Source organism: Rhizobium etli CFN 42 (assembly GCF_000092045.1).
Lineage (GTDB): Bacteria > Pseudomonadota > Alphaproteobacteria > Rhizobiales > Rhizobiaceae > Rhizobium > Rhizobium etli.
The window spans coordinates 86,846-112,686 of the sequence record NC_007762.1 but is presented as its reverse complement, the minus strand read 5'-3'; the positions used below and the strand labels follow the sequence as shown (position 1 = coordinate 112,686).

General features: G+C 55.4%; 20 protein-coding genes and 6 pseudogenes. 14 read left to right on the top strand and 12 right to left on the bottom strand.

Features of this window, described 5'->3' with window-relative positions; all coding sequences use genetic code 11:
- Positions 1-260 precede the first annotated feature (260 nt).
- The 9 genes from tnpA (RHE_RS35135) to RHE_RS21560 all read left to right on the top strand — a co-directional run bounded on the left by tnpA (RHE_RS35135) (position 261) and on the right by RHE_RS21560 (position 5,810).
- Positions 261-668: an IS66-like element accessory protein TnpA gene (tnpA, locus tag RHE_RS35135; RefSeq protein WP_011427391.1), complete on the top strand. Its 408-nt coding sequence runs from the start codon at positions 261-263 to the stop codon at positions 666-668.
- Positions 665-826 carry a hypothetical protein gene (locus RHE_RS35130; protein ID WP_406550290.1) on the top strand — a complete coding sequence of 54 codons (162 nt, stop codon included), beginning with the start codon at positions 665-667 and terminating at the stop codon, positions 824-826. Before tnpA (RHE_RS35135) ends, RHE_RS35130 begins: the two co-directional genes overlap by 4 nt.
- Positions 823-1,101, top strand: coding sequence for an IS66 family insertion sequence element accessory protein TnpB (gene tnpB / locus RHE_RS35125; protein ID WP_406550289.1), 279 nt, complete (start codon positions 823-825; stop codon positions 1,099-1,101). Before RHE_RS35130 ends, tnpB (RHE_RS35125) begins: the two co-directional genes overlap by 4 nt.
- Positions 1,077-2,711: an IS66-like element ISRel24 family transposase gene (locus RHE_RS21585; protein ID WP_011427389.1), complete on the top strand. Its 1,635-nt coding sequence runs from the start codon at positions 1,077-1,079 to the stop codon at positions 2,709-2,711. Before tnpB (RHE_RS35125) ends, RHE_RS21585 begins: the two co-directional genes overlap by 25 nt.
- Positions 2,712-2,916: 205 nt before the next feature.
- Positions 2,917-3,279 carry an IS66-like element accessory protein TnpA gene (gene tnpA, locus RHE_RS21580; protein ID WP_009996987.1) on the top strand — a complete coding sequence of 121 codons (363 nt, stop codon included), beginning with the start codon at positions 2,917-2,919 and terminating at the stop codon, positions 3,277-3,279.
- Positions 3,276-3,623: an IS66 family insertion sequence element accessory protein TnpB gene (tnpB, locus tag RHE_RS21575; RefSeq protein ID WP_009996986.1), complete on the top strand. Its 348-nt coding sequence runs from the start codon at positions 3,276-3,278 to the stop codon at positions 3,621-3,623. The genes tnpA (RHE_RS21580) and tnpB (RHE_RS21575) overlap by 4 nt, the downstream gene beginning before the upstream one ends.
- 72 nt (positions 3,624-3,695) lie before the next feature.
- Positions 3,696-5,261 (top strand): IS66-like element ISRel19 family transposase, encoded by a 1,566-nt coding sequence (locus RHE_RS21570; RefSeq protein WP_009996985.1) that lies wholly within the window; start codon positions 3,696-3,698, stop codon positions 5,259-5,261.
- Positions 5,261-5,566 carry a hypothetical protein gene (locus RHE_RS35005; protein WP_009996984.1) on the top strand — a complete coding sequence of 102 codons (306 nt, stop codon included), beginning with the start codon at positions 5,261-5,263 and terminating at the stop codon, positions 5,564-5,566. Before RHE_RS21570 ends, RHE_RS35005 begins: the two co-directional genes overlap by 1 nt.
- A gap of 64 nt (positions 5,567-5,630) precedes the next feature.
- The gene (locus RHE_RS21560; protein WP_244425803.1) at positions 5,631-5,810 is read left to right on the top strand and encodes a hypothetical protein; all 180 of its coding nucleotides are present in this window, start codon (positions 5,631-5,633) and stop codon (positions 5,808-5,810) included.
- Positions 5,811-6,132: 322 nt separating this feature from the next.
- Here RHE_RS21560 and RHE_RS21555 read toward each other — a convergent pair whose 3' ends face one another.
- Positions 6,133-7,086 (bottom strand): hypothetical protein, encoded by a 954-nt coding sequence (locus tag RHE_RS21555; protein ID WP_011427388.1) that lies wholly within the window; start codon positions 7,084-7,086, stop codon positions 6,133-6,135.
- A 200-nt stretch (positions 7,087-7,286) separates the two neighbouring features.
- On the opposite strand from RHE_RS21555, the pseudogene RHE_RS21550 reads away from it, so the two are divergent.
- Positions 7,287-8,275 (top strand): annotated as a pseudogene (locus tag RHE_RS21550) (IS5 family transposase).
- 52 nt (positions 8,276-8,327) lie between these two features.
- Positions 8,328-9,176: pseudogene (locus RHE_RS21545) on the top strand (IS256 family transposase); the annotation flags it as partial.
- 124 nt (positions 9,177-9,300) lie between these two features.
- Here the strand turns inward: RHE_RS21545 and RHE_RS21540 are convergent.
- The 5 genes from RHE_RS21540 to RHE_RS21520 all read right to left on the bottom strand — a co-directional run bounded on the left by RHE_RS21540 (position 9,301) and on the right by RHE_RS21520 (position 16,446).
- Positions 9,301-10,137, bottom strand: a complete 837-nt coding sequence (locus tag RHE_RS21540) for an IS5-like element ISRel20 family transposase (protein WP_011427384.1) — start codon at positions 10,135-10,137, stop codon at positions 9,301-9,303.
- Positions 10,138-10,373: 236 nt separating this feature from the next.
- Positions 10,374-11,476 (bottom strand): IS3-like element ISRel21 family transposase gene (locus RHE_RS21535; protein ID WP_086005037.1). Its coding sequence is split into 2 segments (ribosomal slippage): positions 10,374-11,215 and positions 11,215-11,476, totalling 1,104 coding nucleotides; the frame shifts between segments, so codons are not numbered across the junction.
- A gap of 579 nt (positions 11,477-12,055) precedes the next feature.
- A complete protein-coding gene (locus tag RHE_RS32005; protein ID WP_011427381.1) occupies positions 12,056-12,361 on the bottom strand; it encodes a hypothetical protein in 306 nt (101 codons plus the stop codon).
- A gap of 1,054 nt (positions 12,362-13,415) precedes the next feature.
- On the bottom strand, positions 13,416-14,573 hold the full coding sequence (locus RHE_RS21525) for an NAD/NADP octopine/nopaline dehydrogenase family protein (protein ID WP_103671229.1): 1,158 nt from the start codon (positions 14,571-14,573) through the stop codon (positions 13,416-13,418).
- Between the two features lie 394 nt (positions 14,574-14,967).
- Positions 14,968-16,446: an alpha,alpha-trehalose-phosphate synthase (UDP-forming) gene (locus tag RHE_RS21520; protein WP_011427379.1), complete on the bottom strand. Its 1,479-nt coding sequence runs from the start codon at positions 16,444-16,446 to the stop codon at positions 14,968-14,970.
- Positions 16,447-18,364: 1,918 nt separating this feature from the next.
- On the opposite strand from RHE_RS21520, the pseudogene RHE_RS21515 reads away from it, so the two are divergent.
- Positions 18,365-19,174: pseudogene (locus RHE_RS21515) on the top strand (IS5-like element ISRel20 family transposase); the annotation flags it as partial.
- A 26-nt stretch (positions 19,175-19,200) separates the two neighbouring features.
- On the opposite strand, the gene RHE_RS21510 reads toward RHE_RS21515, so the two are convergent.
- The 6 genes and pseudogenes from RHE_RS21510 to RHE_RS32000 all read right to left on the bottom strand — a co-directional run.
- Positions 19,201-19,506 carry a hypothetical protein gene (locus tag RHE_RS21510; protein WP_009996984.1) on the bottom strand — a complete coding sequence of 102 codons (306 nt, stop codon included), beginning with the start codon at positions 19,504-19,506 and terminating at the stop codon, positions 19,201-19,203.
- Positions 19,506-21,071, bottom strand: coding sequence for an IS66-like element ISRel19 family transposase (locus tag RHE_RS21505; RefSeq protein ID WP_009996985.1), 1,566 nt, complete (start codon positions 21,069-21,071; stop codon positions 19,506-19,508). The genes RHE_RS21510 and RHE_RS21505 overlap by 1 nt, the downstream gene beginning before the upstream one ends.
- Before the next feature lie 72 nt (positions 21,072-21,143).
- Positions 21,144-21,491 carry an IS66 family insertion sequence element accessory protein TnpB gene (tnpB, locus tag RHE_RS21500; RefSeq protein ID WP_009996986.1) on the bottom strand — a complete coding sequence of 116 codons (348 nt, stop codon included), beginning with the start codon at positions 21,489-21,491 and terminating at the stop codon, positions 21,144-21,146.
- Positions 21,488-21,850 (bottom strand): IS66-like element accessory protein TnpA, encoded by a 363-nt coding sequence (tnpA, locus tag RHE_RS21495; RefSeq protein WP_009996987.1) that lies wholly within the window; start codon positions 21,848-21,850, stop codon positions 21,488-21,490. Before tnpA (RHE_RS21495) ends, tnpB (RHE_RS21500) begins: the two co-directional genes overlap by 4 nt.
- A 930-nt stretch (positions 21,851-22,780) precedes the next feature.
- Positions 22,781-23,358: pseudogene (locus RHE_RS21490) on the bottom strand (ATP-binding protein); the annotation flags it as partial.
- Positions 23,358-23,540, bottom strand: a pseudogene (locus tag RHE_RS32000) (IS21 family transposase); the annotation flags it as partial. The pseudogenes RHE_RS21490 and RHE_RS32000, both read right to left, overlap by 1 nt.
- Before the next feature lie 142 nt (positions 23,541-23,682).
- Here RHE_RS32000 and istA point away from each other — a divergent pair.
- Both istA and istB read left to right on the top strand, forming a co-directional pair.
- A pseudogene (istA, locus tag RHE_RS21485) lies at positions 23,683-24,940 on the top strand (IS21 family transposase).
- Positions 24,937-25,818 (top strand): IS21-like element ISRel3 family helper ATPase IstB, encoded by an 882-nt coding sequence (gene istB / locus RHE_RS21480; protein ID WP_003563080.1) that lies wholly within the window; start codon positions 24,937-24,939, stop codon positions 25,816-25,818. The pseudogene istA and the gene istB overlap by 4 nt, the downstream one beginning before the upstream one ends.
- Positions 25,819-25,841 lie beyond the last annotated feature (23 nt).

Genomic DNA, 25,841 nt, shown 5'->3' with positions numbered 1-25,841 from the left:
AGCGTGTTTCGCCCGCGGCTGGCACTGTTGCTTTTGCGAAGGCTGATCACTGACGCTGCACACGATACGCAGTGCCAATTTGTCGGGCACGTCCGCGCGTCTGCTGAGGCGCGACATTTTGATTTCGTTTGTAACAAGCGACTGTGCGTCGATTGAAATCGGTAGCGCGTTTAACATACAGATGGATGAAAGGCCTCATCGTATCCATCCGGCGAAGGCCGTCTGTCTTGATTTGCTGATTGGCTTTAAGTCCATACCTTATGTCATGCGCTACAATCATTTCCCCCATTGAGGTTCTGTCCGTCGACGATCTTGGTCGCCGTCGAGATTGGTCGGATGAAGAGAAGGTGCGGATTGTCGAAGAAAGTCTGCACGGATACCGGCAGGGTTCGGCGACAGCACGGCGTTATGGATTGTCGCGGTCATTGTTGACGACCTGGCGGCGGGAGTGCCGAAGCGGGCTTCTGAGCGTTTCCGCATCAACGAGCTTCGTGCCGCTTTCGATTTTGCCGCCGCCTGCAGCATCTTCCGAGATGATGGCTCCACTCCAGGCGGACGGCGATAAGTTGATCGAGATCGGCCTGCCGAACGGCCGACGACTGATGATCCCAGCCTCGCTTGATCCGACCATTCTTGCCCGCCTGTTGCCCGTCGTGGATGGGTCATGATCGCGTTTCCCGCTGGTGTGAAGGTCTGGATCGCGGGTGGCGTGACGGACATGCGTTGCGGCATGAACAGCCTGGCGCTGAAGGTCCAGCAAGGCCTTGGCCGTGGGACCCTGATGGCGGTGAGGTCTTCTGCTTCCGGGGTCGCAAGGGTGACCTGATCAAGGTCCTCTGGCATGACGGCGTCGGCATGTCGCTTTACCTGAAGCGGCTGGAAGCTGGAAAGTTCATCTGGCCGGTCAGCCAGAATGGCTCCGCCGTGCCTGTATCGTCGGCGCAGCTCGGCTATCTCCTGGAAGGGATCGACTGGCGCAACCCGCGCTGGACGCAGCGGCCTTCGAAGGCAGGCTGGCCGCCTGCATTCCTCTGTTTTTGTTGGGCTTTCGGCATGCGGCATGGTAGCTTTCGGCCATGGATGATGCTGCTTCGGAGATAGCCAGACTGCGCGCCGCGCTTGCGGCATCGGAAGCGCGTGCCGCCTCTGCCGAGGCCGACCTCGCACAGGTGCGCGCGGTCGTGACGACGTCTGAGGCGATGATCCGGCATCTCAAGCTCGAGATCGCCAAGATACGTCGCGAGCAGTACGGCCAGAGCTCGGAGCGCCGCGCCCGGCTGATCGAGCAAATGAAATTGCAGCTCCAAGAACTTGAAGCCGACGCCACCGAAGACGAGATCGCTGCGGAACGCGTGGCGACGAGAATCACAAATGTCTCCGCTTTCGAACGCCGCCGGCCGGCCCGCAAGCCGTTTCCCGAGCACCTGCCGCGCGAGCGCCTGGTCATCGATGCCCCGTCGACCTGCACCTGCTGCGGCTCGCCCCGCATCGTGAAGATGGGCGAAGACATCACCGAGACGCTGGAGATCATTCCGCGCCAGTGGAAGGTGATCCAGACGGTTCGCGAGAAGTTCACCTGTAGGGACTGCGAGAAGATCAGCCAGCCACCGGCCCCTTTCCATGCGACACCGCGGGGATGGGCAGGACCGCACCTGCTGGCGACGATCCTGTTCGAGAAGTTCGGCCAACATCAGCCATTGAACCGCCAGGCTGAGCGCTACGCCAGGGAAGGCGTCGCTCTCAGTCTCTCCACACTGGCCGATCAGGTCGGAGCCTGCACGACGGCCCTGCAGCCGATCCATGACCTGATCCGTGCCCATGTTCTGGCCGCCGAGCGGCTGCATGGTGACGACACCACCGTGCCGCTTCTGGCCAGGGGAGCAACAAAGCAGGCGAGGCTCTGGACTTACGTCCGCGATGACCGCCCTTTCGCGGGCGGCGCGCCTCCCGCCGCACTCTTCCACTTCTCTCCCGATCGCGAGAAGACCCACCCCAACACGCATCTCGCCGGATGGCACGGCACCCTGCAAGCCGATGCCTATGGCGGCTACAACGACCTCTATCGTGTCGACCGCCGCCCCGCGCTGGTGATCAGCGCACTTTGCTGGAGCCACGCGCGGCGCAAATTCTTCGAACTCGCTGACATCGCCGGCAACGTGCGCAAGGGCAAACCTGCCCACGAGATATCGCCCGTCGCGCTTGAGGCCGTTGCCCGCATCGACGCGCTCTTCGACATCGAGCGCGGCATAAACGGAATGCCTGCCGAGGATAGGCTCGCAGCGAGGCTGCAACATGCTCGCCCGCTCGTCGAAGAACTGCACGATTGGCTCATGGCCCAGCGCGGGCAAATGTCGAAGCACAACCCCGTCGCCAAGGCGATCAACTACATGTTCGAGAAGGAGGGTCGCTGGGAAGCCTTCGCCCGGTTCCTCGACGACGGCAGACTGTGTCTGACGAACAATGCCGCCGAACGAGCCCTGCGCGGCGTTGCTCTCGGAAGAACGGCATGGCTATTCGCCGGTTCCCAGCGCGGAGGCGAGCGTGCTGCCTTCATGTATTCCCTAATCGTCACGGCAAAGATGAACGATATCGATCCGCAGGCCTGGTTGGCGGACGTGCTCGCCCGCATGCCTGGCATTCCCGTATCACGGCTGCCGGAACTGTTGCCGTGGAACTTGCCCGCCGGAAGCGCCCGGCAGGTGGCGGCCTGATGGCGCGCCCGACGCATGTCTACACCATCGAATATGTCGCCACGCTGATCGGTGAGAACCTCGAGTTGCTTGAAGAAATCGCCAGCAATTCCGACAACATCGTGAGCGTACGGTGAGCTGTTTTTGCTGATCGGCCAAATCAGGCGATGTTCTGGCATTAGAACCAGCATTAGTGCTGACATTAATACCAGAACGAAGAGGTTTCATGGCTCGCATAGAGATCATGTCCGGTACCGAGCGCAGACGGCGTTGGTCGGACGAGGCGAAGCTGAGGATACTTGCGGAAGCTGATGAGCCCGGTGCTCGCATTGGCGATGTGGCGCGCCGGCACGACATTCATCCGGGCCAGATCCGCTTGTGGCGGCAATCATTCAACTATGCCGATCGGCCGACGGTGTTCCTCCCGGTGGAAATCACGGAGGAGGTTGGCGTAAGCCAGCCGTCTACCGCATCAACAAGGCCGACGATCGTTGAGATCTTGCTTCGAAACGGTCGGAGCTTGAAGGTTGCGGTTGACGTTGAGTTGAAGCTGCTTGGCCCGCTCGTCGCTTGCGTGGAGGCGGTATGATCGGCCCATCGGGGAATGTGAGGGTCTATCTGGCCTGCGGAGTGACCGATATGCGGCGTGGCATTGATGGTCTGTCCGCGCTGGTCGAGACGGTCGTGAGGGAGGCACCGGGCTCGGGCGCAATCTTCGGCTTTCGCGGAAAACGCGCGGACCGGATCAAGCTGCTTTGGTGGGATGGCCAGGGGTTCTGTCTGTTCTACAAGATTTTGGAGCGCGGATACTTTCCCTGGCCGACGGCGAAAGAGGGTGTAGCGCACCTGACGCAGGCGCAGCTTTCGATGCTCGTTGAGGGGATCGATTGGCGACGCCCGGCGTGGACTTCCGCTCCCGGCCGAACGGGATAAAAGCTATATTTTGCAGGGGCATGGGAAGCTTAACGCTGGTGCGTCAGAGGCAAATCGGCTAGTTTCGCGGATATGGAAACAGCGCCGCTGGACAGTCAGGACGAGCTCAATACTTTGCGCGCACTCGTCGCGGAACAGGCGGCAAAACTTGAGAGCCAGGAAGCCGAGGTCATCAAGCGAGACTCCATAATCGGGCTTCTTCGCGCGCAACTGGAGCTTCTCCGACATCGGCAACATGGCGCGTCTTCGGAAAAGATCGACAGGAAGATCGAGCAATTCGAGCTGATGTTGGAGGAGATCGAGGCCTCCCGGGCCGAGGCTGAACAGCGCTCCGGGAAACCGCCTCTGCCGGAGTTGGACGACGCATCCGAGAAGCCGAAGCGCAAGCCTCTACCCGATGATCTCACCACCGAAGAACTGGTCTATGCAGCTCCCTGCAATTGCCCGACCTGCGGTGGCACTTCGTTCCTGAAGGCGGCCGACAGAGTGGTCCAGGTGCTGGAGCACGTGCCGGCGTCGGTCAAGATTGTCCGGCATGTCGAGAAGCGCATGATCTGCAGGGAATGCGATACGACAGTGGCTGGCGAGATGCCGACCTTGCCGATCGAGCGCGGCAAACCCGGGCCGGGGCTGCTCGCCCACATCATGATCGCCAAATTCGACGATCACATTCCCCTTTACCGCCTGTCAGAGATGTACGACCGGTTGGGGATAGACATCTCCCGATCCGTAATGGCCGACTGGGTCGGCCGGGTATCTGCATTGCTGACACCACTTGTCCTGTTAATCAGGGCCCATATCGCCGCACTCGACCGAATACATACGGACGATACCCCGGTCGATGTTCTCGACCCCGGGCGGGGCAAGACAAAAACCGGCAGGGTCTGGGTCTACATCTTTGACGGCAGTGGCTATCAATCCGCCACTCCCGCAGCCATTGCCTATTACTACAGCCCCGACCGCAGGGGCGCACATCCGGCTGATCACCTGGCAAGCTTCAGCGGCGTCATGCATGCCGACGGCTACGGGGGTTACAAGAAGCTCTATGGCAACCAGATCATTGAAGCCGCCTGCATGGCGCATGTGCGCCGCAAGTTCCATGATGTGATAAAGCTCAAGCCGTCTCCGATCGCTGAGGAAGCGCTGTCACGCATCGGCGCTCTCTACGATATCGAGAACCGTATCCGAGGCATGTCGGCTGACGAGCGGCGCACCCTGCGCCAACACCATGCCCGGCCTGTTCTGGACGAACTCAAGGCCTGGATCGAGGCGACACTCTCGACTTTGCCTCAGAAGCAGAGGCTGGCCGAGGCGATGCGATATGCCCTGTCGCGATGGGCAGCCTTAAGCGTCTACATCGACGATGGCCGTGTCGAAATCGACAACAACATCGCTGAACGAGCCATGCGTCCGCTTGGAATTGGAAGGAAGAACTGGCTGTTTGCCGGCTCGGACAAGGGCGGCGAGCGCATCGCCAACATCCTCACCATCATCGAGACGGTCAAACTGCAAGGCCATAATCCAGAGGTCTATCTGACGGATGTCCTGACCCGGATCCAGGATCACCCCGAAGACCGAATTGAAGACCTCCTGCCTTGGAACTGGACGCCGGCAAAAGCTCGATGCGAGGCCGCCTGATGGCGCGCTCGAGGTTCATCTACACACTCAGCCAAGTCGCCGGCATGATCGGCGAAAACCTCGAACTGATCGAAGAAGTGACCGCAAACTCGGACAACATCTCCGAAGGCGAACTGGTTTACGTCGGCGATGGCAGTGAAGACGGCACGAAGGGTCTGACCGAGAATGGCATCGAAGAACTTCAAAGCCTACTCGCCGACATCAGGACGTGGGACGGCGGTATCCGCGAGTTCCTCATCGACACACAGTGCGATCCCGAAATAATCGACCGCATCATGGCCGATGAGATGAAACGCGGCCTATAGATTCCATCTCTCGACACCCGAAAATGCGTTCGCCGGACGCTTACACAACATCGACTACGGCGAGATGATCCATGTCTACGACGGCACCGACGAGGGCATCACAACCTTTACCGACCGCGGCATCGAGAGCCTGCAGGAGTTCCTTGCCGACGTGCGCTCCTGGGAAGGCGGCGTTCGCCAATTTCTTCTCGACGAGCAACGTGATCCGGAAAAGATCGAACGCATCATGGCAGACGAGCCGTAATCATAAGCCCCGCGGCCTTGGCCGGATGGTTACGAACTATCTCCCTCACCAGGATGAGTACGGAGCGGATTCGGAGAGCCGATCGTTCATCTTATTGCGAACCTTGCAGGCGTCGATGAACCAATCGCGGAAGCTTCGCGAGCCAAGTTGTCGAGCGGAACGTCCTATTACGCTTACAAGAATGGTGAGAGCGACCCATTCAGTTTTGAGGCATGCTATTTCGAAACGGGATCGACTTTTTGGCCTCAAGCATCAAGTGACCGACGCCACCTGTTCGAGCAGCATCGGTCCGTCATGGCATCGATTTTAGGTTGTTGTCTGCCTATCGCCCAAAATCTGATCGCTCTCTGTGTTCTCGCTCGAAACCCCTACTCTGATGGGTATCTATAGTGCGTTTCACTAAGTCCGCTAAATGCATCTGAATTTCGGCTGCTTTCGACATGCGGCCGTAATCACTTCCCTGGTAACCAGTCACTAACTCTTGGATGGACTTTTCGATTCCGGTTATTATAGGGTCTAAATTTGATACGCTGCAACCGGTCCTTGAAGCACTTATTTTGTCTTCCCATTTTGTACGGAGCTCACTTCTACGTTCTGCTCGTTTCTGACAGATGTTAATTGCTGCATCTAGAACATGATGCTGTCCGTTGGATTCCAGAATGGTTTGTACCATCCGTCTTTGGAGCGGAGTCATTCTAACGTCGGCTTCGACAAGCGCTATCCCGCCCGCCACCATGAGCACGTCACTCATGTCTTCAAGTTCATCCGAGAAATATTCGAATGATTTCTGAAGGATAGCGTTGCTCTCGATCTGATCGAAAATCTTAAGATTCCCGGCCAGTCGTCCAATCGCCCAAGCTTGTTCCAAGCCGTGTTCCATGTTCATAACATGCGCCACGAGTTCACGTTTCCTAAATGCCGGTTGAAGATGTAAAGTCGCCTCAACGGCTTCAATGCGAACATGCGCGTACGCCCTGTGACCTGGATTATCGTCGGGATAATCGAAGCCACTCTCCGGAATCGCGGTGCGATAGATGATGTCGATTGCTTTGCTCAACCGGCTCAAACTGCGGTACAAAGCCCCGGTACTTTCATCGTTTTCCACGATGTTGCGCAATCTCTTACTGGTGCGTCGTAACGCATTTAGAGATTTCATCGTTTCTGGAGCTTCGTTGCTGACTAAGCAACCAAGAATCTTGCCGGCGGTGTCGGAATCCAACCGATCGAAAGCGTTCAAACTACTTGTAGCTTGACGGGTCGCATTCGTCCTATCCATAGCACGTTACCTAATTTCAACGCAGTACAATCATGATACCAGGCGCTTCCCGCGAAGTATTGTTTAATTGGGTTACGGATGCAATGTATGCCTCTGCCGAGGGCCCTCTGCCCTGATTTGGTGATTGGGGCGTTGGTGCGTGGATCGTTAATTGCATTGGCGTAGGTGGTCGGCAATCGCAATAACCGGTCTTTGCAACGATGCCTTTCAAACACAACGCCTCCCGACGCCATCGCATCAGCAAGATGAAGTTGGAGCTGACGAACTGGGCGGAATACGAGGCAGGTCTTCGTCGGCGCGGTAGCCTGACGCTTTGGATCTCGCCGGAGGCATTGTCGTCCTGGTGGGCGCCGAAGCGGACGACACGCGGTGGCCAGCCACGCTATTCCGATCTGGCGATCGAGACTGCTTTGACGCTGGGATTGGTTTTCGGCCTGCGTCTCCGACAGACGGAGGGCTTTGTTTCGTCGGTGCTGAAGCTGATCGGCCTGGATCTCGCTGTTCCCGATCACACGACGCTGAGCCGGAGGGCAAGCAAACCGAGAGCGCCAAAGAAACGGCAGGAGTTTCGTCTCCCGGACAAGGGACCCTCCACGTCCTCATCGACAGTACAGGCTTGCAGATCTACGGTGCAGGCCAATGGCTGGAAGAAAAGCAAGCAACAAAATCCCGTCGGGGATGGCGCAAGCTGCACTTGGCGCTGGATGCCGACAGCGGCGACATCATCGCACACGCCATGACGGACCAGGATGCCGGCGACGCCTCGCAGGTGGAGCCGCTGCTCGACCAGATCGACATGCCGATCGATCAGTTCACGGCCGATGGCGCCTATGACGGAAACCCGACCTATGAGGCCGTCGCCGGACACAGTCCTGACGCGGCGGTCGTCATTCCACCACGCGCCAATGCGATAGAACGGCCGGACGCCGGTCCCTCCCGCCAAAGAGACCGCCACATTGCGGCGATTAACGCCGATGGCCGGTTGAAGTGGCAAGTCGCTACGGGATATGGTAAGCGATCGCTAGTCGAGACCGCGATCGGTCGGTACAAATCGATCATCGGCCGCCGGCTAAGGGCACGCTCATTCGGCGCCCAGCAGACGGAGGTCGCCATCGGCTGCGCCGTCCTCAATCGAATGCTGGAATGTGCACGCCCGAATTCTGTCCGGTACAGACAAGCTACCGAGTAGCAAAGGCATCAAAGACAGACGTCCGCTTACACGGCGATCGCTGCACCAACGCCGTTCTGTCGACGACCTGGTCAAGGCCATGGGTATGAGCGGCATCTCCAAAAGCCAGGTGAGCCGCCTGTGCGAAGAGATCGACGTCAAAGTGAAGGCGTTCCTCGACAGGCCGATTGAAGGTGAGTGGCCATACGTCTGGGTGGACGCGACCTATCTCAAGGTCCGGCGTGGCGGCCGCATCGTCTCAGTCGCCGTCATTATCGCGGTCGGCGTCAATAACGACGGTCGGCGCGAGGTCCTGGGTATGGAAGTTGGCACCTCGGAGGCCGAACCGATCTGGACGGAATTCCTGCGCAGGCTAACGCGCCGCGGTCTACGCGGGGTGAAGTTGGTTGTCTCTGATGCACATGAGGGCATCAAGGCCGCCGTTTCCAAGGTTCTCAATGCCACTTGGCAAAGGTGCCGGGTTCACTTCATGAGGAACGTGCTCGCGCATGCTGGAAAGAGCGGCAGGCGGGTCGTATCCGCCTTCATCGCGACGGCCTTTGCCCAGGAGACCCCGGAGGCAGCAAGCGCTCAATGGCGCAGTGTCGCCGACCAGATCAGACCGAAAGTGCCGAAGCTCGCGACCATCATGGACGACGCTGAAGACGATGTCCTCGCCTACATGACCTTCCCGAAAGAGCACCGGGCAAAGCTGCACTCGACGAATCCAATTGAACGCCTCAACGGCGAAATCAAACGCCGCACTGAGGTCGTTGGCATCTTTCCGAACGACGATGCCATCGTCCGTCTCGTCGGTGCATTGCTGCTCGAACAGAATGACGAATGGGCCGTCCAGCGTGCCAGGTATCTGATGCTTGAGACCATGGCCCAAATGAGCGATGATCCCCAAATCAGCCTGCCCCGCTGTGGCACGCTGATATCCCCTTCCGACCCATGTCGGGAAAGCACGGCAATCAGCCGTCAGCTACACCACTCCCGTGGACACGATCTTTTTATCCAGATATCTAAGAGCCCGATTCAAAAGTTCATTCGTATATCCAATACCTTGCGATGCGCCTTATGAGCATTCTGATTGAAGCGATTTGCGCCCATGCGGTTGCGCTTTCGATCGATTTCTCCCAATCCTTGGCGAGACGGCGGCAGCGTCCAAGCCAGGCGAAAGTCCTTTCCACCACCCATCTCTTGGGCAGGACGACGAAGCCCTTGGCGTGATCCGAACGCTTGACGATTTCGATCGTCCAGTCACCATGGCCGCTCATTGCTCGCCTCAACTTGGCTCCGGCGTAGCCACCATCGGCGAAGATGTGGCGCAGCCACGGAAAACGGCGGCGGATCGCCTTGAGGACATGGGGTGCGCCGTCGCGATCCTGTATGTCGGCAGCATGGATGAACACGAAGATCAGAAATCCAAGCGTATCGGTGACAATCTGACGCTTGCGGCCCTTAATCTTCTTGCCTGCATCATAGCCGGATATTCCGCCGCTTTGCGTGGCCTTGACGCTTTGGCTGTCGATAATCCCTGCCGTCGGTTGCGCCTCCCGTCCCTCGATTTCCCGCGCCGCCATCACCAGAAGCTGGTTGATGCTCTGCCACAGTCCGATCGCGCGCCAAGCATAAAAATAACCGCGCACTGTCGAAACCGGCGGAAAATCGCCCGGCAGTATGCGCCATTGGCAGCCGCTCGAGGCGATATAGAGGATCGCCTCCGCGACCGAGCGCATATTCGTCGTCCGACGCCGCCCGCCACGACGCGCTGGCGGGATCAGCGGTTTGATCAACGCCCATTCCCGGTCCTTCAAATCACTTGGAAAACGAAGCACGTCTCGGTTATGCTCACGGCGAGCGATAGCAGTCCAGCTCATCGAAACCCCATTTGATTTAGCACCAATAGGGAATCACAACTGCCTGTTATCGCTCAACTTCTTTTAAATCGGGCTCTAATCCTAGGGATAAACGGACATACGGACAAACGAACTCTACGTCGCTATATATCCCGTCACCTGCCACCGAACTTTCATCCGGCAGCGATTAGAGCCCCGGCGGTTTTGAACCGCTCCCAAACGTTGGACCACCGGATGCTAGAGTTTTCCGGCTTTATTCAGGGAGGCGGGCTGGTTGCGCACCCTGAATTCACCAACGAGATCGGCACCTTGTTGCCGATCGCACCATGAGGTCTTTCCTCATTGTAGTATCTACGCCAATCCTCCATCTTTTCGCGGGCATCCGCAAGGGTCAGGAACCAATGCTGGTTCAGGCATTCTGCACGGAAGCGGCCATTGAACGCTTCGATGAAGGCATTATCAGTTGGCTTGCCGGGGCGTGAGAAGTCCAACGTCACGCCCTTGGAATAGGCCCACAGGTCCAAGTCGCGCGACACGAATTCCGTCCCTTGGTCGACACGGATCGTTTTCGGATAGCCGGCTTTTTGGCACACCCGTTCAAGGGTTTGCACAACGTCTTCGCCTCTATAGCTATGACGTGGATCAAGCACCGGCACGTAGCGCGAGAAGGTGTCGACCACCGTCAGCACGCGCAGTTTCTTACCGATTGCGAGTTGGTCATGGACGAAGTCCATCGCCCAGACGTCGTTGGGTCCGACGGCCATGTGCCGATCCTCGCGAAGCTTGGCCTTTACCCTCCGCTTCGGTGTCTTGTTCCGCAACTGTAGCCCCAAGTCCCTGTAAATGCGGTAGGTTCGCTTGATGTTGGTGCCCCAACCCTCGCGTTCCAACAGCACATGCACGCGGCGATAGCCGTACCGCACACGGATCTCGCAGATCTCGCGAATACGACGTTCCAGACCGGCCTGATCAGCACGGCGAGAGGTATAGTGGTGAGTTGATCGATCGAAGTTCAACGCTCCACAAGCACGTCGGATCGAGATCGCCCAATCGCAGCACATGCCTTTCACCATCTCCCGCTTCCGAGCAGGCCTTAGAGCTTTCGGCGGATGACATCCTGCAACATCTCGCGGTCCAGCGTCAGATCCGCGACGATCTTCTTCAGGCGCGAATTCTCGTCCTCGAGCTGTTTCAGCCTCTTCATCTCCGGTGGCAGCATGCCCGCGTATTTTTTCTTCCAGTTGAAATAAGTCGCCTGGCTGATCCCCGCCTTCCTGCAGATTTCAGCAACCGACACGCCTTCATCACCTTGCTTCAGAATGAACGCCTTCTGAGCGTCCGAAAACTGCGACGCTTTCATCGTCTTCTGGTCCCTTTCCCAGCCAGGAAAATGCACCGGAAAACTCTAACCAAAACTGGTCCAGTTTGAAGGGTTCAGATCACCCGCCAAGATCGTCTTTTATAACCAATTAGACATATCAGGATCAAACACGCATTCGTTAAACAGGGCAGGGTTACGCGGCCCTTTGGTGCGACGGCAAATGGAACGTCCACTTATTGCCAGCGAAGATAAGCCGCCAGTTTTGAAATATGCGCCTTCCACTGTGCTATCGTCATGGCTTACGAGACTTACTGACAGCGCCGTGCGCATAAATCCATCGTTTTATTGAGCATCACGTGACTCAAAGACTTTCGGAATACTGGCTTGAAAATTGCCCCTATAATTAATTGCACAAAAATCAGTGAATAAAGGCACCAATTGGGGAGTGGTTATCTGCTCTGTCGTCAGCGCTTACCTCACACAGGACGAAACCCGCCTATCGCGTCCAAACGCTTGTGGGGCACAATCACGTGGCGCAAGACTTTTTGCCTTATCTTATTGTCGTCACTTGAAAATGACAGCGCAGTTTTGTTCACGGGACACCTGTAAGACCGGTCATCATTGAGTTAGTGATTGTGCTGTAGTTGTCGCGTCAAGATAATGATTAAAAGTAAAACAATTTGCGATCCCGCTGGCGCAACCGGGCTCGTTGTCAAAACTCTTGATTTGTTTAAACCAGATAAAGAACGTCTTCAGTTGATCGAGATTTTCAATATGGGGGTAATTGGGCACAGCTTTCGATATCATGATTCGTTTGCCGACTGCATCAAGCAATGGCTTATCCCTCGCTGGTTCATATCCCAGAGCAATCCGCTCAGCAATAGAATAGGCATCCTTTACGTTTTCCTTGAAGTTGTCAGCCACCCCCACCCCTTGTCGGCCAACTCGACGATATTAATGGATTTGATCTTCTGCATTGCCACGAGCGCATCTTTATTCTCGCTTGCCAGTTTTTCCTCCAAAGGTTCCCAATCGACCGCGAACTTGATCTGTACAAAATATTCAATCACTATTGCAAACGGCAGAAAATTTAAAGTACAGGCCTACCTTTTCGGAGTTCAAGCAGACAAAAAAAGCCATCTGCTGCCCCAACATCTCGCGAATTATAGGATACGGTGCTTCGGGAAATTGGCTAGACATTGCAAGAAATTTCGGCCTTTTTGGCAAATATGTTGGTCAGTGATAAGAATTTATAGACCGGGTGACGAGCCATTTTCGTGAGAATGACGTCAGGGCAGGGCTCAAATGCCCAGTGAGGTCCGGTTTGCAGGAGCAAAGTAATCCCTAGCATATTTTCGTCGAAGCCGACTGTATTGACGGACTAACCCTTCTCAAATCAAAAGCGTGTATTCGCGGGATGGTAGTCTACGCGGCTTATCAAAGAATAAAATATATGGATTATGGTACTTTGGTTGAACACGTTTTTGTAATTCCACTTGATTTAAATAGCTGTGTTTGATTTTTTATTACAGTATCCCTCCGTCGGCAGCTGCAAACACGCAACCTTTAACCGCTCAAATTGAAATAGCGTTGCCGAAATTATTTTATCAAAATCTACGTAATATTTGGCTTTCTAAGGGTAACGGATTTCGCGTAGTCGAAAATTTCGGCATCAGGGTGCAGTTCACGGGGAGCACGGAATGGTAACTCACACTTAAGATAGTCGCACAATCTTGTTGATTTACATTAAAACGATAACAAAGGCCGCTTTATTTATACATAAGAGCGAGCAGATACATCACAACCACGTACAATCCGATTTAGCGTTCTTTCATTTATAATGCATTAGAGCCTTAGGGCTCGGTTGAACGCCATCATCACACTACGGGGAGCGGCTATAACCGCATAATGTAGAGCATAACAACACTTATAACTTCCGCGAAAACACAAACGTAGATTGTGTTTCGGTACTTCTGGATTAATTTGCACCCCATTTCGCGACGATTTCATCCCCAGAGAGACCCTCCATATCCAGTTTAGCTAGGGTCAGTCCGGTTTCTTCGAAGTCCTCTCCGGCTAAAGCCCGTGCTTGAGCCAAAACCCAGTCCGCGATCTCGGCGTTGATACCGAACTTTTCTGCAAGGCCTCTGTAAAAGGGGAGCATCCGGCAGTCTTCAGTAAGGTAACGGTGCTGCATGTCGGAGGGAACTCCAAGCGTGGCATTGTGAGAGGGAGAATTGCGCGCAAACGCGAGGTAGTTTGGCTCGTTCCTTCCATACCAACGATTGACCAGACCGATGTGGCTAATCCCTGCAAAATTGAACTTCGCAATAACGGACATGCGGAGTTCATCAAGTTTCTCCATCTTCTCACAGACGGAGGGGGTCATACCGTCCCTATAAAAGCGAAAGCTCTCACCAGCCAGGATGCGCTGGGCGTTCTCTATCACGGTCACCGGATGAGTGATGAAATTGGTGTTGTGCATGGCGACATCCAGTATGTTTGCACGCCATTCAAGCCTACTTGGAAAGAGAGCTTCGACTTGACTTCGATACTCCGTCTCACTGTCAGCATCGAAAGCGGCAATCTCAATCACCTTTTTAAAGGCCTTAATGAAAGCCTTACCTTCATCGATACGGCAGCCATAAGGTGAGTTGGACGCCTCAAACGTGGCAGCAGTGCTTAGCTTAACCCCAACCAGGCTCGCCAAAAGTCCGGGAACCCATATAAGGATCTTGCTTGCGAGGTCATGTTCAGCCAGCCTGACCTTCAGCTCTTCCTTAACGCCGGCCTTAGCGGGAATGGTAACAATGATTGCTTCTGCCTCGGATACGGCATGGCCAAGGTCTGGGAGAATGGTGGGGTAGAAATGCCCAACAACAGCCCCCTTTGCTTCTAGCCCTTCATTGGCAATCTTGATGCTGTTGCCGGGATGACTGGGGTGAGTCCAAATTGAAACCCGATGATTTCGGCTGGATAAGTCCGCGGCGAACGCGTTTCCAAGATTACCGGCGCCGATAATAAGGACTTTCATATTTAGAGAAATTTGATTGTAGGATTGAGATGTGAATTTCCCCTTGCCAAACTCCGTATTTATAATCGATGAAAGGGATTTTTGACGTAAGCACTTACGCATTATGCGCTAAAGTCTTGGAGTGGCCCATCAATCACAATGGCGCACAACCATACGATCTAGAAGCCGTGGACTCTTGGGATTCCCAAAAGTGAGCAAATCAGATTCAAGACTGTCTTTTGGAGGCAGTCATGGGTCTTTTAGATCGCCTTTTGGAAACAAAATGCGCCATTTATACAACAAATAATATAGATACATTATTTCAGATTAAATAAGCCATACACTAGAGATAAAGAAAATTACGAAGCTAGTTAGCGAAACTAATTCATACCAATAATTTGACTCAGGCAGACGATGTATACTGTATTGATCTTTACATGGGTCTCGCCTTTTGAGCACAACGAGTTATACATATGAACGTATAAATAAATAATATTCGTCCCATGACAGTAGTGCTTTAGCTAAATAAGTCATCAAGATACGTATTGGTCCAGTAGTTGATATCGTGTTCCAACAGCCAGGTCATCATATTCCTCCAACGATCTTTACGCTCAGTAAGCGGCATTTCTAAGGCGTCTGCAATTGCCTGAGCCATACTTTGAATATTTCGGGGATCTACAATAATACCCGCAGAAAGCTCTTGCGCGGCGCCAGCAAACCCAGAAATAATTAAAACGCCAGGGTTGGCCGCGTCTTGCGCTGCAATATATTCCTTCGCCACGAGGTTCATGCCATCCCTGATCGGCGTTACGAATCCAACCCTCGCCAACCTAAAAAGAGCGCCAAGCTCATCTCTAGACGAACCAGAATTGATATAGCGAAGAGGCGTCCAGTCCGCCGTCCCGATTGCGCCATTTGCCTTGCCGACCGCTTCCGCGACCGCCGCTTGCAATTGTTGATATTCCAGAACGTCGGAGCGGGATATGGGAGCGATCTGGAGATAAGTCACTTTCCTGAGATACGAGGGGTTACCTTTAAGGAACGTTTCGTAAGCCCTCACACGCTCCAGGATGCCCTTCGTGTAGTCAAGGCGATCAACTGATATAATCAGCGTCTGCCCCTGCAAGCTTTCCACCATTTGACGCATCGACGGCTGCTTCGCCGCAGCCGCAGCGGACTTCGCGAAATTCAGGGTTTCAATGGAAACAGCGTACGCACCCAGTTTGATCCTCCGCCCAAACAAGAGAACAACGTCATTCTCTAGTTTTCCACCCTCATTGCAGCAATTCACAGCCTCATAAAAATTTGTCAAATCATTGCGTGTTTGAAAGCCTATCACATCATAGCTGGACATTGCTTTAAGCAAAAGCTTGTGTACAGGCACGTCATGAAGCACTTCGAACTTCGGCCACGGGACATGTAAAAAAAAACCGACACGCCCTATGGAACCTAGCTTCCTTAGTTCTTCAGCCAGTGGAATCAGGTGGTAATCATGCACCCATACTGCATCATCCGGACGCCACAAAGGAAAAAGTATTTCCGCAAAGGTGGCGTTCACCCGCCGGTAGGCCACCTCGTAATCTTCGCTAAGAACCGCACGATCCTTAAACGAGTGAAAAAGAGGCCAAAGGGTCTGATTGGAAAAGCCGTTGTAGTAGTCCCGGACGTCGGCGGTGGTGAGGTCAACTTCGACGTACGTTACATTTCCCTCTCGAGTCATTTTCGTTGATGTAGCCTCGGCGTCAGTATTTCCGGACCAGCCCATCCAGATGCCTCCCCTCAACTTCAAAGCAGCATTCACGGCGACGGCCAACCCGCCTGAATTGTTACCAGGAGACGCATCACGGCGAATTCTGTTGGAAACTACGATCAGACGACCCTGCGTGTCGATTGGGTCGACCGGGCATCCTAGAAACTCATGCTCCGTCAGCGCACAGCATTCTGAACAATTTACCGTAGATGAACCAAGTGTGTTTTGCGGCCTCACACACTTCATAATTCAAATGTATTTATTGAAATCCTACTATTAAAATGCTCGCCACAATTTCGCATTATACGTAATCTTATTTATACATACAAACAAAGAAAGGCTACAAAGCTATATATCCAGCCAAGCCTTGCCAAGCCAAACCTTGCCAAGCCAAGCCAAGCCTTGCGCGTGACGCATTGTGCCTCTTCAATCGATTTGGTGGCTCTAGTTTGATTGCGACTGCGGGGCATTCTAACCGGGCTGTTTGCGCCACGGGGCGCTCTTCCTTATTGGGCCTCCACATCCACGCATCATAAGTGTTCAGGGTCAATCCCTTGAGCTTTCGCGGCGGCTCTTCGCGGGGCGATATCAATGACCTCTTGTCTTTTGCGAAAAGCCATCAAGCGTCGCCATCTCAAAGCGTGGCCAATAAGAATAACCTAACGCTGTCGCTTTCTGTCGTTCTCCAACGGTAAGCCATGTTTGGGTCTCGCGAAGGGCCCTAGTTTTTTATTCTTTAGCGCTTCGCGCATGCAAAGGCCATTATTCTGTTCGCCCGGCTAAAAACCCACTTTGCAACGGCTGGAAGGACTTAATCCGTCCCCTATTTATATCCCTCCTCGTCATTCTAGCCATCACAACTCCTTGTCCTTCCATCACACAACGTAGACTTGCAGCATCTGCCTCCTCACGATGTCGTCGTCGTCGTGGACCCCCTTACAACTCACAAATGCGTCTGCTCGTTTTCTGACTTCTGCGCTCTATAACGCCAAGACGAACTACTCAATTGCAAAGGGTATACCCGCGATTGACCTCGGATACATCTATATGAGCAAAGCGGAGGTTGAGGAATGTGTGAGCACTAGACGGTTGAGTGGAAGCCCGTCTCTGTCGGACAAGTCTCCGGCCAACCCGCCCCCCGGGCCATCATGGTACATCGCTGTTGATCGGAACGCACCTCTGACGGGCTCGATCGACGTGGTCGGATATGGGCCAGCCGTAGGCCGGCGGTAAACGCATGATCGAAGTTGCCGTACGTTGGCCTGGGTCTATTGTTGTGTTCGTTCAGTCAGTTTTTGACTGTTGTTATTTTTTCCTTGATTTGTAAGCGTTTGCTATCGTGTTTATGTCTCGGCCTTGTGGCGAGGTCCGTCTACGTGTTTCGTTTTATGAATAAGCCAGGTCAGGCTAATGAAAAGAATTTATATTTGTATGAATTGCGTCGCAATTTTTTATGCACTGAGCACTTTTGATATTCGAACTCAAACTTTATCATCTAATAATTCCGTATTGCAAACCAGACAATTCCAGGCAGCGAACTCATAAATTGCTTGGCGTTTTTCGCGTGTCGTGATTCAAGGCTTCCGAATGAGGGAGCCTCTATGACGCGTCGCCGCTACGAACTCACCGACCACGAATGGTCGATCCTGTGCCACTGTGTGACTTCTTATTGCTATTCGTAGAAGTTGTCATATTTAACGTTATTTCGCAAGTTTAGCGCGATGTCTTTATTTTCAATGTTTAATATAAGCCAGGCACGTTGATATCTTTCTTTATTGATAATGAAATTTTCCAATGTTTACAAACGGAATAGGCGGCAAGCCCACTTAGTTACCAGGTTGTTGCCATTGTGCTGTCGCTTTCTGTTACTGGATTCACCACCGAAGGACAGTTGGAAAGGGTACGGCCGCCGTATCTCACGATGGAAGCGGCCGGTGGCGAGGTGGAGGGCGCATCACTGTCTAGCAAGAACTTAAAACCTTGTTACATAGACTGAAAGCGACATCTCCGATGTAAAACATGAGCCGGAAGTGGACCTTCCAGACTCACACGATGTTTTACATCAGGATATATCCTGCCAATGCCTGAGAGCCCGATTTAAAAGAAGTTGAGCGATAACAGTCAGTTGTGATTCCCTATTGGTGCTAAATCAAATGGGGTTTCGATGAGCTGGACTGCTATCGCTCGCCGTGAGCATAACCGAGACGTGCTTCGTTTTCCAAGTGATTTGAAGGACCGGGAATGGGCGTTGATCAAACCGCTGATCCCGCCAGCGCGTCGTGGCGGGCGGCGTCGGACGACGAATATGCGCTCGGTCGCGGAGGCGATCCTCTATATCGCCTCGAGCGGCTGCCAATGGCGCATACTGCCGGGCGATTTTCCGCCGGTTTCGACAGTGCGCGGTTATTTTTATGCTTGGCGCGCGATCGGACTGTGGCAGAGCATCAACCAGCTTCTGGTGATGGCGGCGCGGGAAATCGAGGGACGGGAGGCGCAACCGACGGCAGGGATTATCGACAGCCAAAGCGTCAAGGCCACGCAAAGCGGCGGAATATCCGGCTATGATGCAGGCAAGAAGATTAAGGGCCGCAAGCGTCAGATTGTCACCGATACGCTTGGATTTCTGATCTTCGTGTTCATCCATGCTGCCGACATACAGGATCGCGACGGCGCACCCCATGTCCTCAAGGCGATCCGCCGCCGTTTTCCGTGGCTGCGCCACATCTTCGCCGATGGTGGCTACGCCGGAGCCAAGTTGAGGCGAGCAATGAGCGGCCATGGTGACTGGACGATCGAAATCGTCAAGCGTTCGGATCACGCCAAGGGCTTCGTCGTCCTGCCCAAGAGATGGGTGGTGGAAAGGACTTTCGCCTGGCTTGGACGCTGCCGCCGTCTCGCCAAGGATTGGGAGAAATCGATCGAAAGCGCAACCGCATGGGCGCAAATCGCTTCAATCGTAAGCGTCCGGCGAACGCATTTTCGGGTGTCGAGAGATGGAATCTATAGGCCGCGTTTCATCTCATCGGCCATGATGCGGTCGATTATTTCGGGATCGCACTGTGTGTCGATGAGGAACTCGCGGATACCGCCGTCCCACGTCCTGATGTCGGCGAGTAGGCTTTGAAGTTCTTCGATGCCATTCTCGGTCAGACCCTTCGTGCCGTCTTCACTGCCATCGCCGACGTAAACCAGTTCGCCTTCGGAGATGTTGTCCGAGTTTGCGGTCACTTCTTCGATCAGTTCGAGGTTTTCGCCGATCATGCCGGCGACTTGGCTGAGTGTGTAGATGAACCTCGAGCGCGCCATCAGGCGGCCTCGCATCGAGCTTTTGCCGGCGTCCAGTTCCAAGGCAGGAGGTCTTCAATTCGGTCTTCGGGGTGATCCTGGATCCGGGTCAGGACATCCGTCAGATAGACCTCTGGATTATGGCCTTGCAGTTTGACCGTCTCGATGATGGTGAGGATGTTGGCGATGCGCTCGCCGCCCTTGTCCGAGCCGGCAAACAGCCAGTTCTTCCTTCCAATTCCAAGCGGACGCATGGCTCGTTCAGCGATGTTGTTGTCGATTTCGACACGGCCATCGTCGATGTAGACGCTTAAGGCTGCCCATCGCGACAGGGCATATCGCATCGCCTCGGCCAGCCTCTGCTTCTGAGGCAAAGTCGAGAGTGTCGCCTCGATCCAGGCCTTGAGTTCGTCCAGAACAGGCCGGGCATGGTGTTGGCGCAGGGTGCGCCGCTCGTCAGCCGACATGCCTCGGATACGGTTCTCGATATCGTAGAGAGCGCCGATGCGTGACAGCGCTTCCTCAGCGATCGGAGACGGCTTGAGCTTTATCACATCATGGAACTTGCGGCGCACATGCGCCATGCAGGCGGCTTCAATGATCTGGTTGCCATAGAGCTTCTTGTAACCCCCGTAGCCGTCGGCATGCATGACGCCGCTGAAGCTTGCCAGGTGATCAGCCGGATGTGCGCCCCTGCGGTCGGGGCTGTAGTAATAGGCAATGGCTGCGGGAGTGGCGGATTGATAGCCACTGCCGTCAAAGATGTAGACCCAGACCCTGCCGGTTTTTGTCTTGCCCCGCCCGGGGTCGAGAACATCGACCGGGGTATCGTCCGTATGTATTCGGTCGAGTGCGGCGATATGGGCCCTGATTAACAGGACAAGTGGTGTCAGCAATGCAGATACCCGGCCGACCCAGTCGGCCATTACGGATCGGGAGATGTCTATCCCCAACCGGTCGTACATCTCTGACAGGCGGTAAAGGGGAATGTGATCGTCGAATTTGGCGATCATGATGTGGGCGAGCAGCCCCGGCCCGGGTTTGCCGCGCTCGATCGGCAAGGTCGGCATCTCGCCAGCCACTGTCGTATCGCATTCCCTGCAGATCATGCGCTTCTCGACATGCCGGACAATCTTGACCGACGCCGGCACGTGCTCCAGCACCTGGACCACTCTGTCGGCCGCCTTCAGGAACGAAGTGCCACCGCAGGTCGGGCAATTGCAGGGAGCTGCATAGACCAGTTCTTCGGTGGTGAGATCATCGGGTAGAGGCTTGCGCTTCGGCTTCTCGGATGCGTCGTCCAACTCCGGCAGAGGCGGTTTCCCGGAGCGCTGTTCAGCCTCGGCCCGGGAGGCCTCGATCTCCTCCAACATCAGCTCGAATTGCTCGATCTTCCTGTCGATCTTTTCCGAAGACGCGCCATGTTGCCGATGTCGGAGAAGCTCCAGTTGCGCGCGAAGAAGCCCGATTATGGAGTCTCGCTTGATGACCTCGGCTTCCTGGCTCTCAAGTTTTGCCGCCTGTTCCGCGACGAGTGCGCGCAAAGTATTGAGCTCGTCCTGACTGTCCAGCGGCGCTGTTTCCATATCCGCGAAACTAGCCGATTTGCCTCTGACGCACCAGCGTTAAGCTTCCCATGCCCCTGCAAAATATAGCTTTTATCCCGTTCGGCCGGGAGCGGAAGTCCACGCCGGGCGTCGCCAATCGATCCCCTCAACGAGCATCGAAAGCTGCGCCTGCGTCAGGTGCGCTACACCCTCTTTCGCCGTCGGCCAGGGAAAGTATCCGCGCTCCAAAATCTTGTAGAACAGACAGAACCCCTGGCCATCCCACCAAAGCAGCTTGATCCGGTCCGCGCGTTTTCCGCGAAAGCCGAAGATTGCGCCCGAGCCCGGTGCCTCCCTCACGACCGTCTCGACCAGCGCGGACAGACCATCAATGCCACGCCGCATATCGGTCACTCCGCAGGCCAGATAGACCCTCACATTCCCCGATGGGCCGATCATACCGCCTCCACGCAAGCGACGAGCGGGCCAAGCAGCTTCAACTCAACGTCAACCGCAACCTTCAAGCTCCGACCGTTTCGAAGCAAGATCTCAACGATCGTCGGCCTTGTTGATGCGGTAGACGGCTGGCTTACGCCAACCTCCTCCGTGATTTCCACCGGGAGGAACACCGTCGGCCGATCGGCATAGTTGAATGATTGCCGCCACAAGCGGATCTGGCCCGGATGAATGTCGTGCCGGCGCGCCACATCGCCAATGCGAGCACCGGGCTCATCAGCTTCCGCAAGTATCCTCAGCTTCGCCTCGTCCGACCAACGCCGTCTGCGCTCGGTACCGGACATGATCTCTATGCGAGCCATGAAACCTCTTCGTTCTGGTATTAATGTCAGCACTAATGCTGGTTCTAATGCCAGAACATCGCCTGATTTGGCCGATCAGCAAAAACAGCTCACCGTACGCTCACCTTCAATCAGAATGCTCATAAGGCGCATCGCAAGGTATTGGATATACGAATGAACTTTTGAATCGGGCTCTTAGGTGAAACCTATTTAGAATCTGGTGCCTTTTCACCTTTGGAAAGGTTGCGTGGCTCTTCGGAACGCAAAACAATAAAGGATTTTTTATACGCGGAAAGCTAGGTAGCTCAGAGGCTCAGAGAGAGCCAAGAATTGTTCAGGATAGTGAATTGAAAACGACGTACTCGTCAAAGAACGCCTTTTCACTGAACGGAATGCTTGGTCCGTTTGATACACCTTTCACCTCACATTGTATCCAAGCGCCAAGTTGCCTCTTCGAAATCTGGTCGGGCATACAAAGAGACGGAAGGCTGGCGACAGCTTTGACGTAATTGCGGTCCTTGATGTGCCGCTTCCAATGGGCGACAACGACGAGGTCGACGAGTGATCAAGTCTGGCATACTTGGCCTGGCGCTGTACTATTGCATTTGTGTTTGCAACACTCGTCATAAGTTGCGAGTTTTATGACAGAAACAAGGCCAACAAGAACTATGGCTCTGTAAACGTGCTTCGTTGCAGTTCTATTTTACCCGGGCCCTTCTACACGAAAGCAGTCCGATTGGAATAGGCTAGACCTTCTGGCGACAGCTTGGCAAAGCCGGGAGCTTTCAGTTCGCGTCCGACCGTGGTTTCGTCGATGAGAAATCAAGGCGACATGCCCGCCAGGTGTCAAGCGAAGCGAGGAATTGACCCCCTCCATTGATTGGTCGTTTCGCTTGTTTCAAGCGACGGTGATCACCATCCGAGGAGACAGCTATCGGCTTCGCGAAAAGCGCGCCGGGACACCAGTTGGAAGAACAGGTGCGCTGCATTCGCCTCGAAGGGAAGATAGCCGAGCTCGTCAATGATCAGCAATTTCGGACGAGCCAGGATCGCCAACTGCTTGTCGAGCGAGCCGTCGATGTGGGCCTTGGCCAACATCGCCACCAGCGTCGCGGCTGTGACGAACTGCACGTTGTAGTTCTGGCGGATCGCCTCGCGGCCAAGGCTGACAGCAAGGTGGGTTTTACCGGTACCAGGAGGCCCAAGGAATAGCACCGTATCGCCGTGAGCGATCCAGCGACAGGTCGCCAGTTCCCTGATTTGCCCATGATCAAGCGACGGCTGCGCCTCGAACTCAAAGCCGTCGAGTTCGCACACGAACGGGAACTGTGCGACTTTACTCGACATGGAGATGCGCCGCTCATCGCGCCGGGCGATCTCTCGCGATACCAGGAATGTCAGAGCTTCGCGCAAGTTCATCTTCGAGCGGGGCCGCCTCGTCAAGCAGAGTGTCGAGCTGATCGCGGATCGCCGTCAAGTTTCAGTCGATCGAGTGTTGCGATGAGTAGGTCGTGATCCACGTTCGCCATCACCATCCTCCTCCAACAACCGCCTCGTATTCCGCGAGTGGCCGCAGCAAGGTGGCCGGAGGCATTTCCAAGGGAGCTGTACGCACGGATCCCTCGGCACCGGTCACGCCGACAAAATGGGACCGGTCCACGATCCGTTGCCGCCGGCCCTGGCACAGGACATGATCGGCCACGACCTGGCCTGTCAGTACCGGAGCATACTCCCCAATAGTGCCGTTTGAATCTTCCCCAGGAGCTGCGGCGCTGGTCTTCCGGGGCGCGCCCCGGAAGACCAGCGGCGCGTCATCGCCGATACTCCTTCCGATGGTCGGAAGGGGGATATTGGTGATCAAGCTGAGGGAGACGATCATGATCTTGGATCTGCATCAGCAGGGCCTGACAGTGTCAGCTATTTCCAGAGAAACCGGCATCGATCGCAAGACGGTGCGCAAATACATAGAGCGGGGCCTTGAGGTCCCGCTTATGGACCGAGAAAGCCTCGCGCGACGGTTATCGATCCGTTTGCTTCATACCTGCGGGAGCGGGTGAAGACCTATCCCGGCCTCACTGGTAGTCGGTTGCTCCGAGAACTCCGGGATCGAGGTTATGCCGGCGGTTACACCGCCGTCACGTATTTTCTTCGTGACGTGCGACCTCCGGCAAATCCAGGTTTCGAGGTTCGCTTCGAGACGCCGCCAGGCGAACAGGCCCAAGTCGATTTCGCCCAGTTCCACGTCGTTTTCACTGACGAGCCAATGACGCAAGGATCGTTTGGTTGTTCTCGATGGTGTTGGGTCACAGCCGCCTCATCTGGGCACGCTTCGTCATGCATCAGAATCTGCCGACCGTCCTACGTTGCCACATCGCCGCTTTCGAGGCGATTGGTGGTGCGCCGCGGGAGGTGCTCTACGACCGGATGAAGACTGCCGTTATCGGCGAAGGTCAGACGGAGGGCATCATCTACAACCGTGCTCTCATCGACCTGGCCCGCCATTATGGATTTCATCCTAAGGCGTGCAAGGCCTACCGAGCCAAGACAAAAGGCAAGGTCGAGCGGCCGTTTCGGTATATCCGCGAAGACTTCTTCCTCGCTCGTTCGTTCCGCAATCTCGACGACATGAACGCCCAGCTCCGGCACTGGCTCGACACCGTCGCCAATCCAAGGAAGCACGCGACGACCCAGCGTGTCGTCAACGAGGCCTTCGCCGAGGAGCGGCCGTATCTGCGGCCGCTACCTCTGGCACCGTTCAAATCCGTTCTGAAGCTGGAGCGCCGCGTATCGCGGGAAGGCATGGTCAGCGTCGGCGGCAATACCTACAGCGTTCCGGATGCCACACGCAGTCGCATGGTTGAGGTCCACTCTCTCGCCGACGAAGTCCGCATCTTCGAGAACGGCACACTGATCGCCACTCATCCTGTGCTGGAGGGCCGCAAACAGCGCCGAGTCCATCCCGATCATCGACGATCGATGACGCCGCAACATAGGCCAAGGACACGAGACGAATCCCTTGTCGTCAAGCCTGCCGGCGACACCGTGCTGCAGCGGTCGCTCGCCTTCTATGACGCCGTCGGCAAAGTCCTGGCACGGGAGAGCCGCCCATGAGCGCGACCCTCGATGCCATTCCATCCATGATCGACCGTATTCGCCATGATCTCGTCGGTCTGAAGATGCCGCGCGCACTGGAAGCACTCGACCATGTCGTGCGCCGCCTCGAGCACGGTGAGCTATCTGCCCTCGAGGCTATCGATATCCTGCTGTCCGAGGAACTGACCCTGCGCGAGAACAGCCGCATCAAGACCGCTTTAAGAATGGGCAGGTTAGCGACGATCAAAACCCTTGCCGGTTTCGACTTCACCTTCCAACCTTCCCTCGACCGAGATCGCATCTTCACCCTGGCCCAGCTTGGCTTCGTCGATCGACACGAGGCCGTGCATTTCCTCGGCCCACCTGGAACCGGTAAGAGTCATCTTGCCACGGCGCTCGGCGTCGAAGCCGTCAAAGCTGGAAAGAGCGTCTACTTCACGAACCTTGCCGACCTCATCGGTTCGCTGGCCCGTTCCGAACGGGAGGGTCGGCTTCAGGAGCGCATTCGCTTCTTCTGCAGGCCAAGCCTGCTGATCGTCGATGAGATCGGCTACCTGCCCGTCGTCCAGGGCGGCGGCAATCTATTCTTCCAACTCGTGAACGCCCGATATGAGCGAGGTGCGATGATCCTGACATCAAACCGCGGCTTCGCTGAATGGGGCGATGTCTTCGGCGATCCAGTTGTCGCAACGGCGCTGCTCGACAGACTGTTGCATCATGCCGTCGTCGTTCAGATCGAAGGATCGAGTTACCGATTGCGCCAGCATGCCGAACTGATGCCGGAGCATGTTCGCTCCAAAGCCCTCATCGCACCACCGGCATTCGCCCCACCTCAAAAGCCGCGCGGGCGGCCGCCGAAAAATCCTCAATTCTCCCTGGCATCCACGTCGGCATAAGTGGGGAATTTTACTTCGGCACT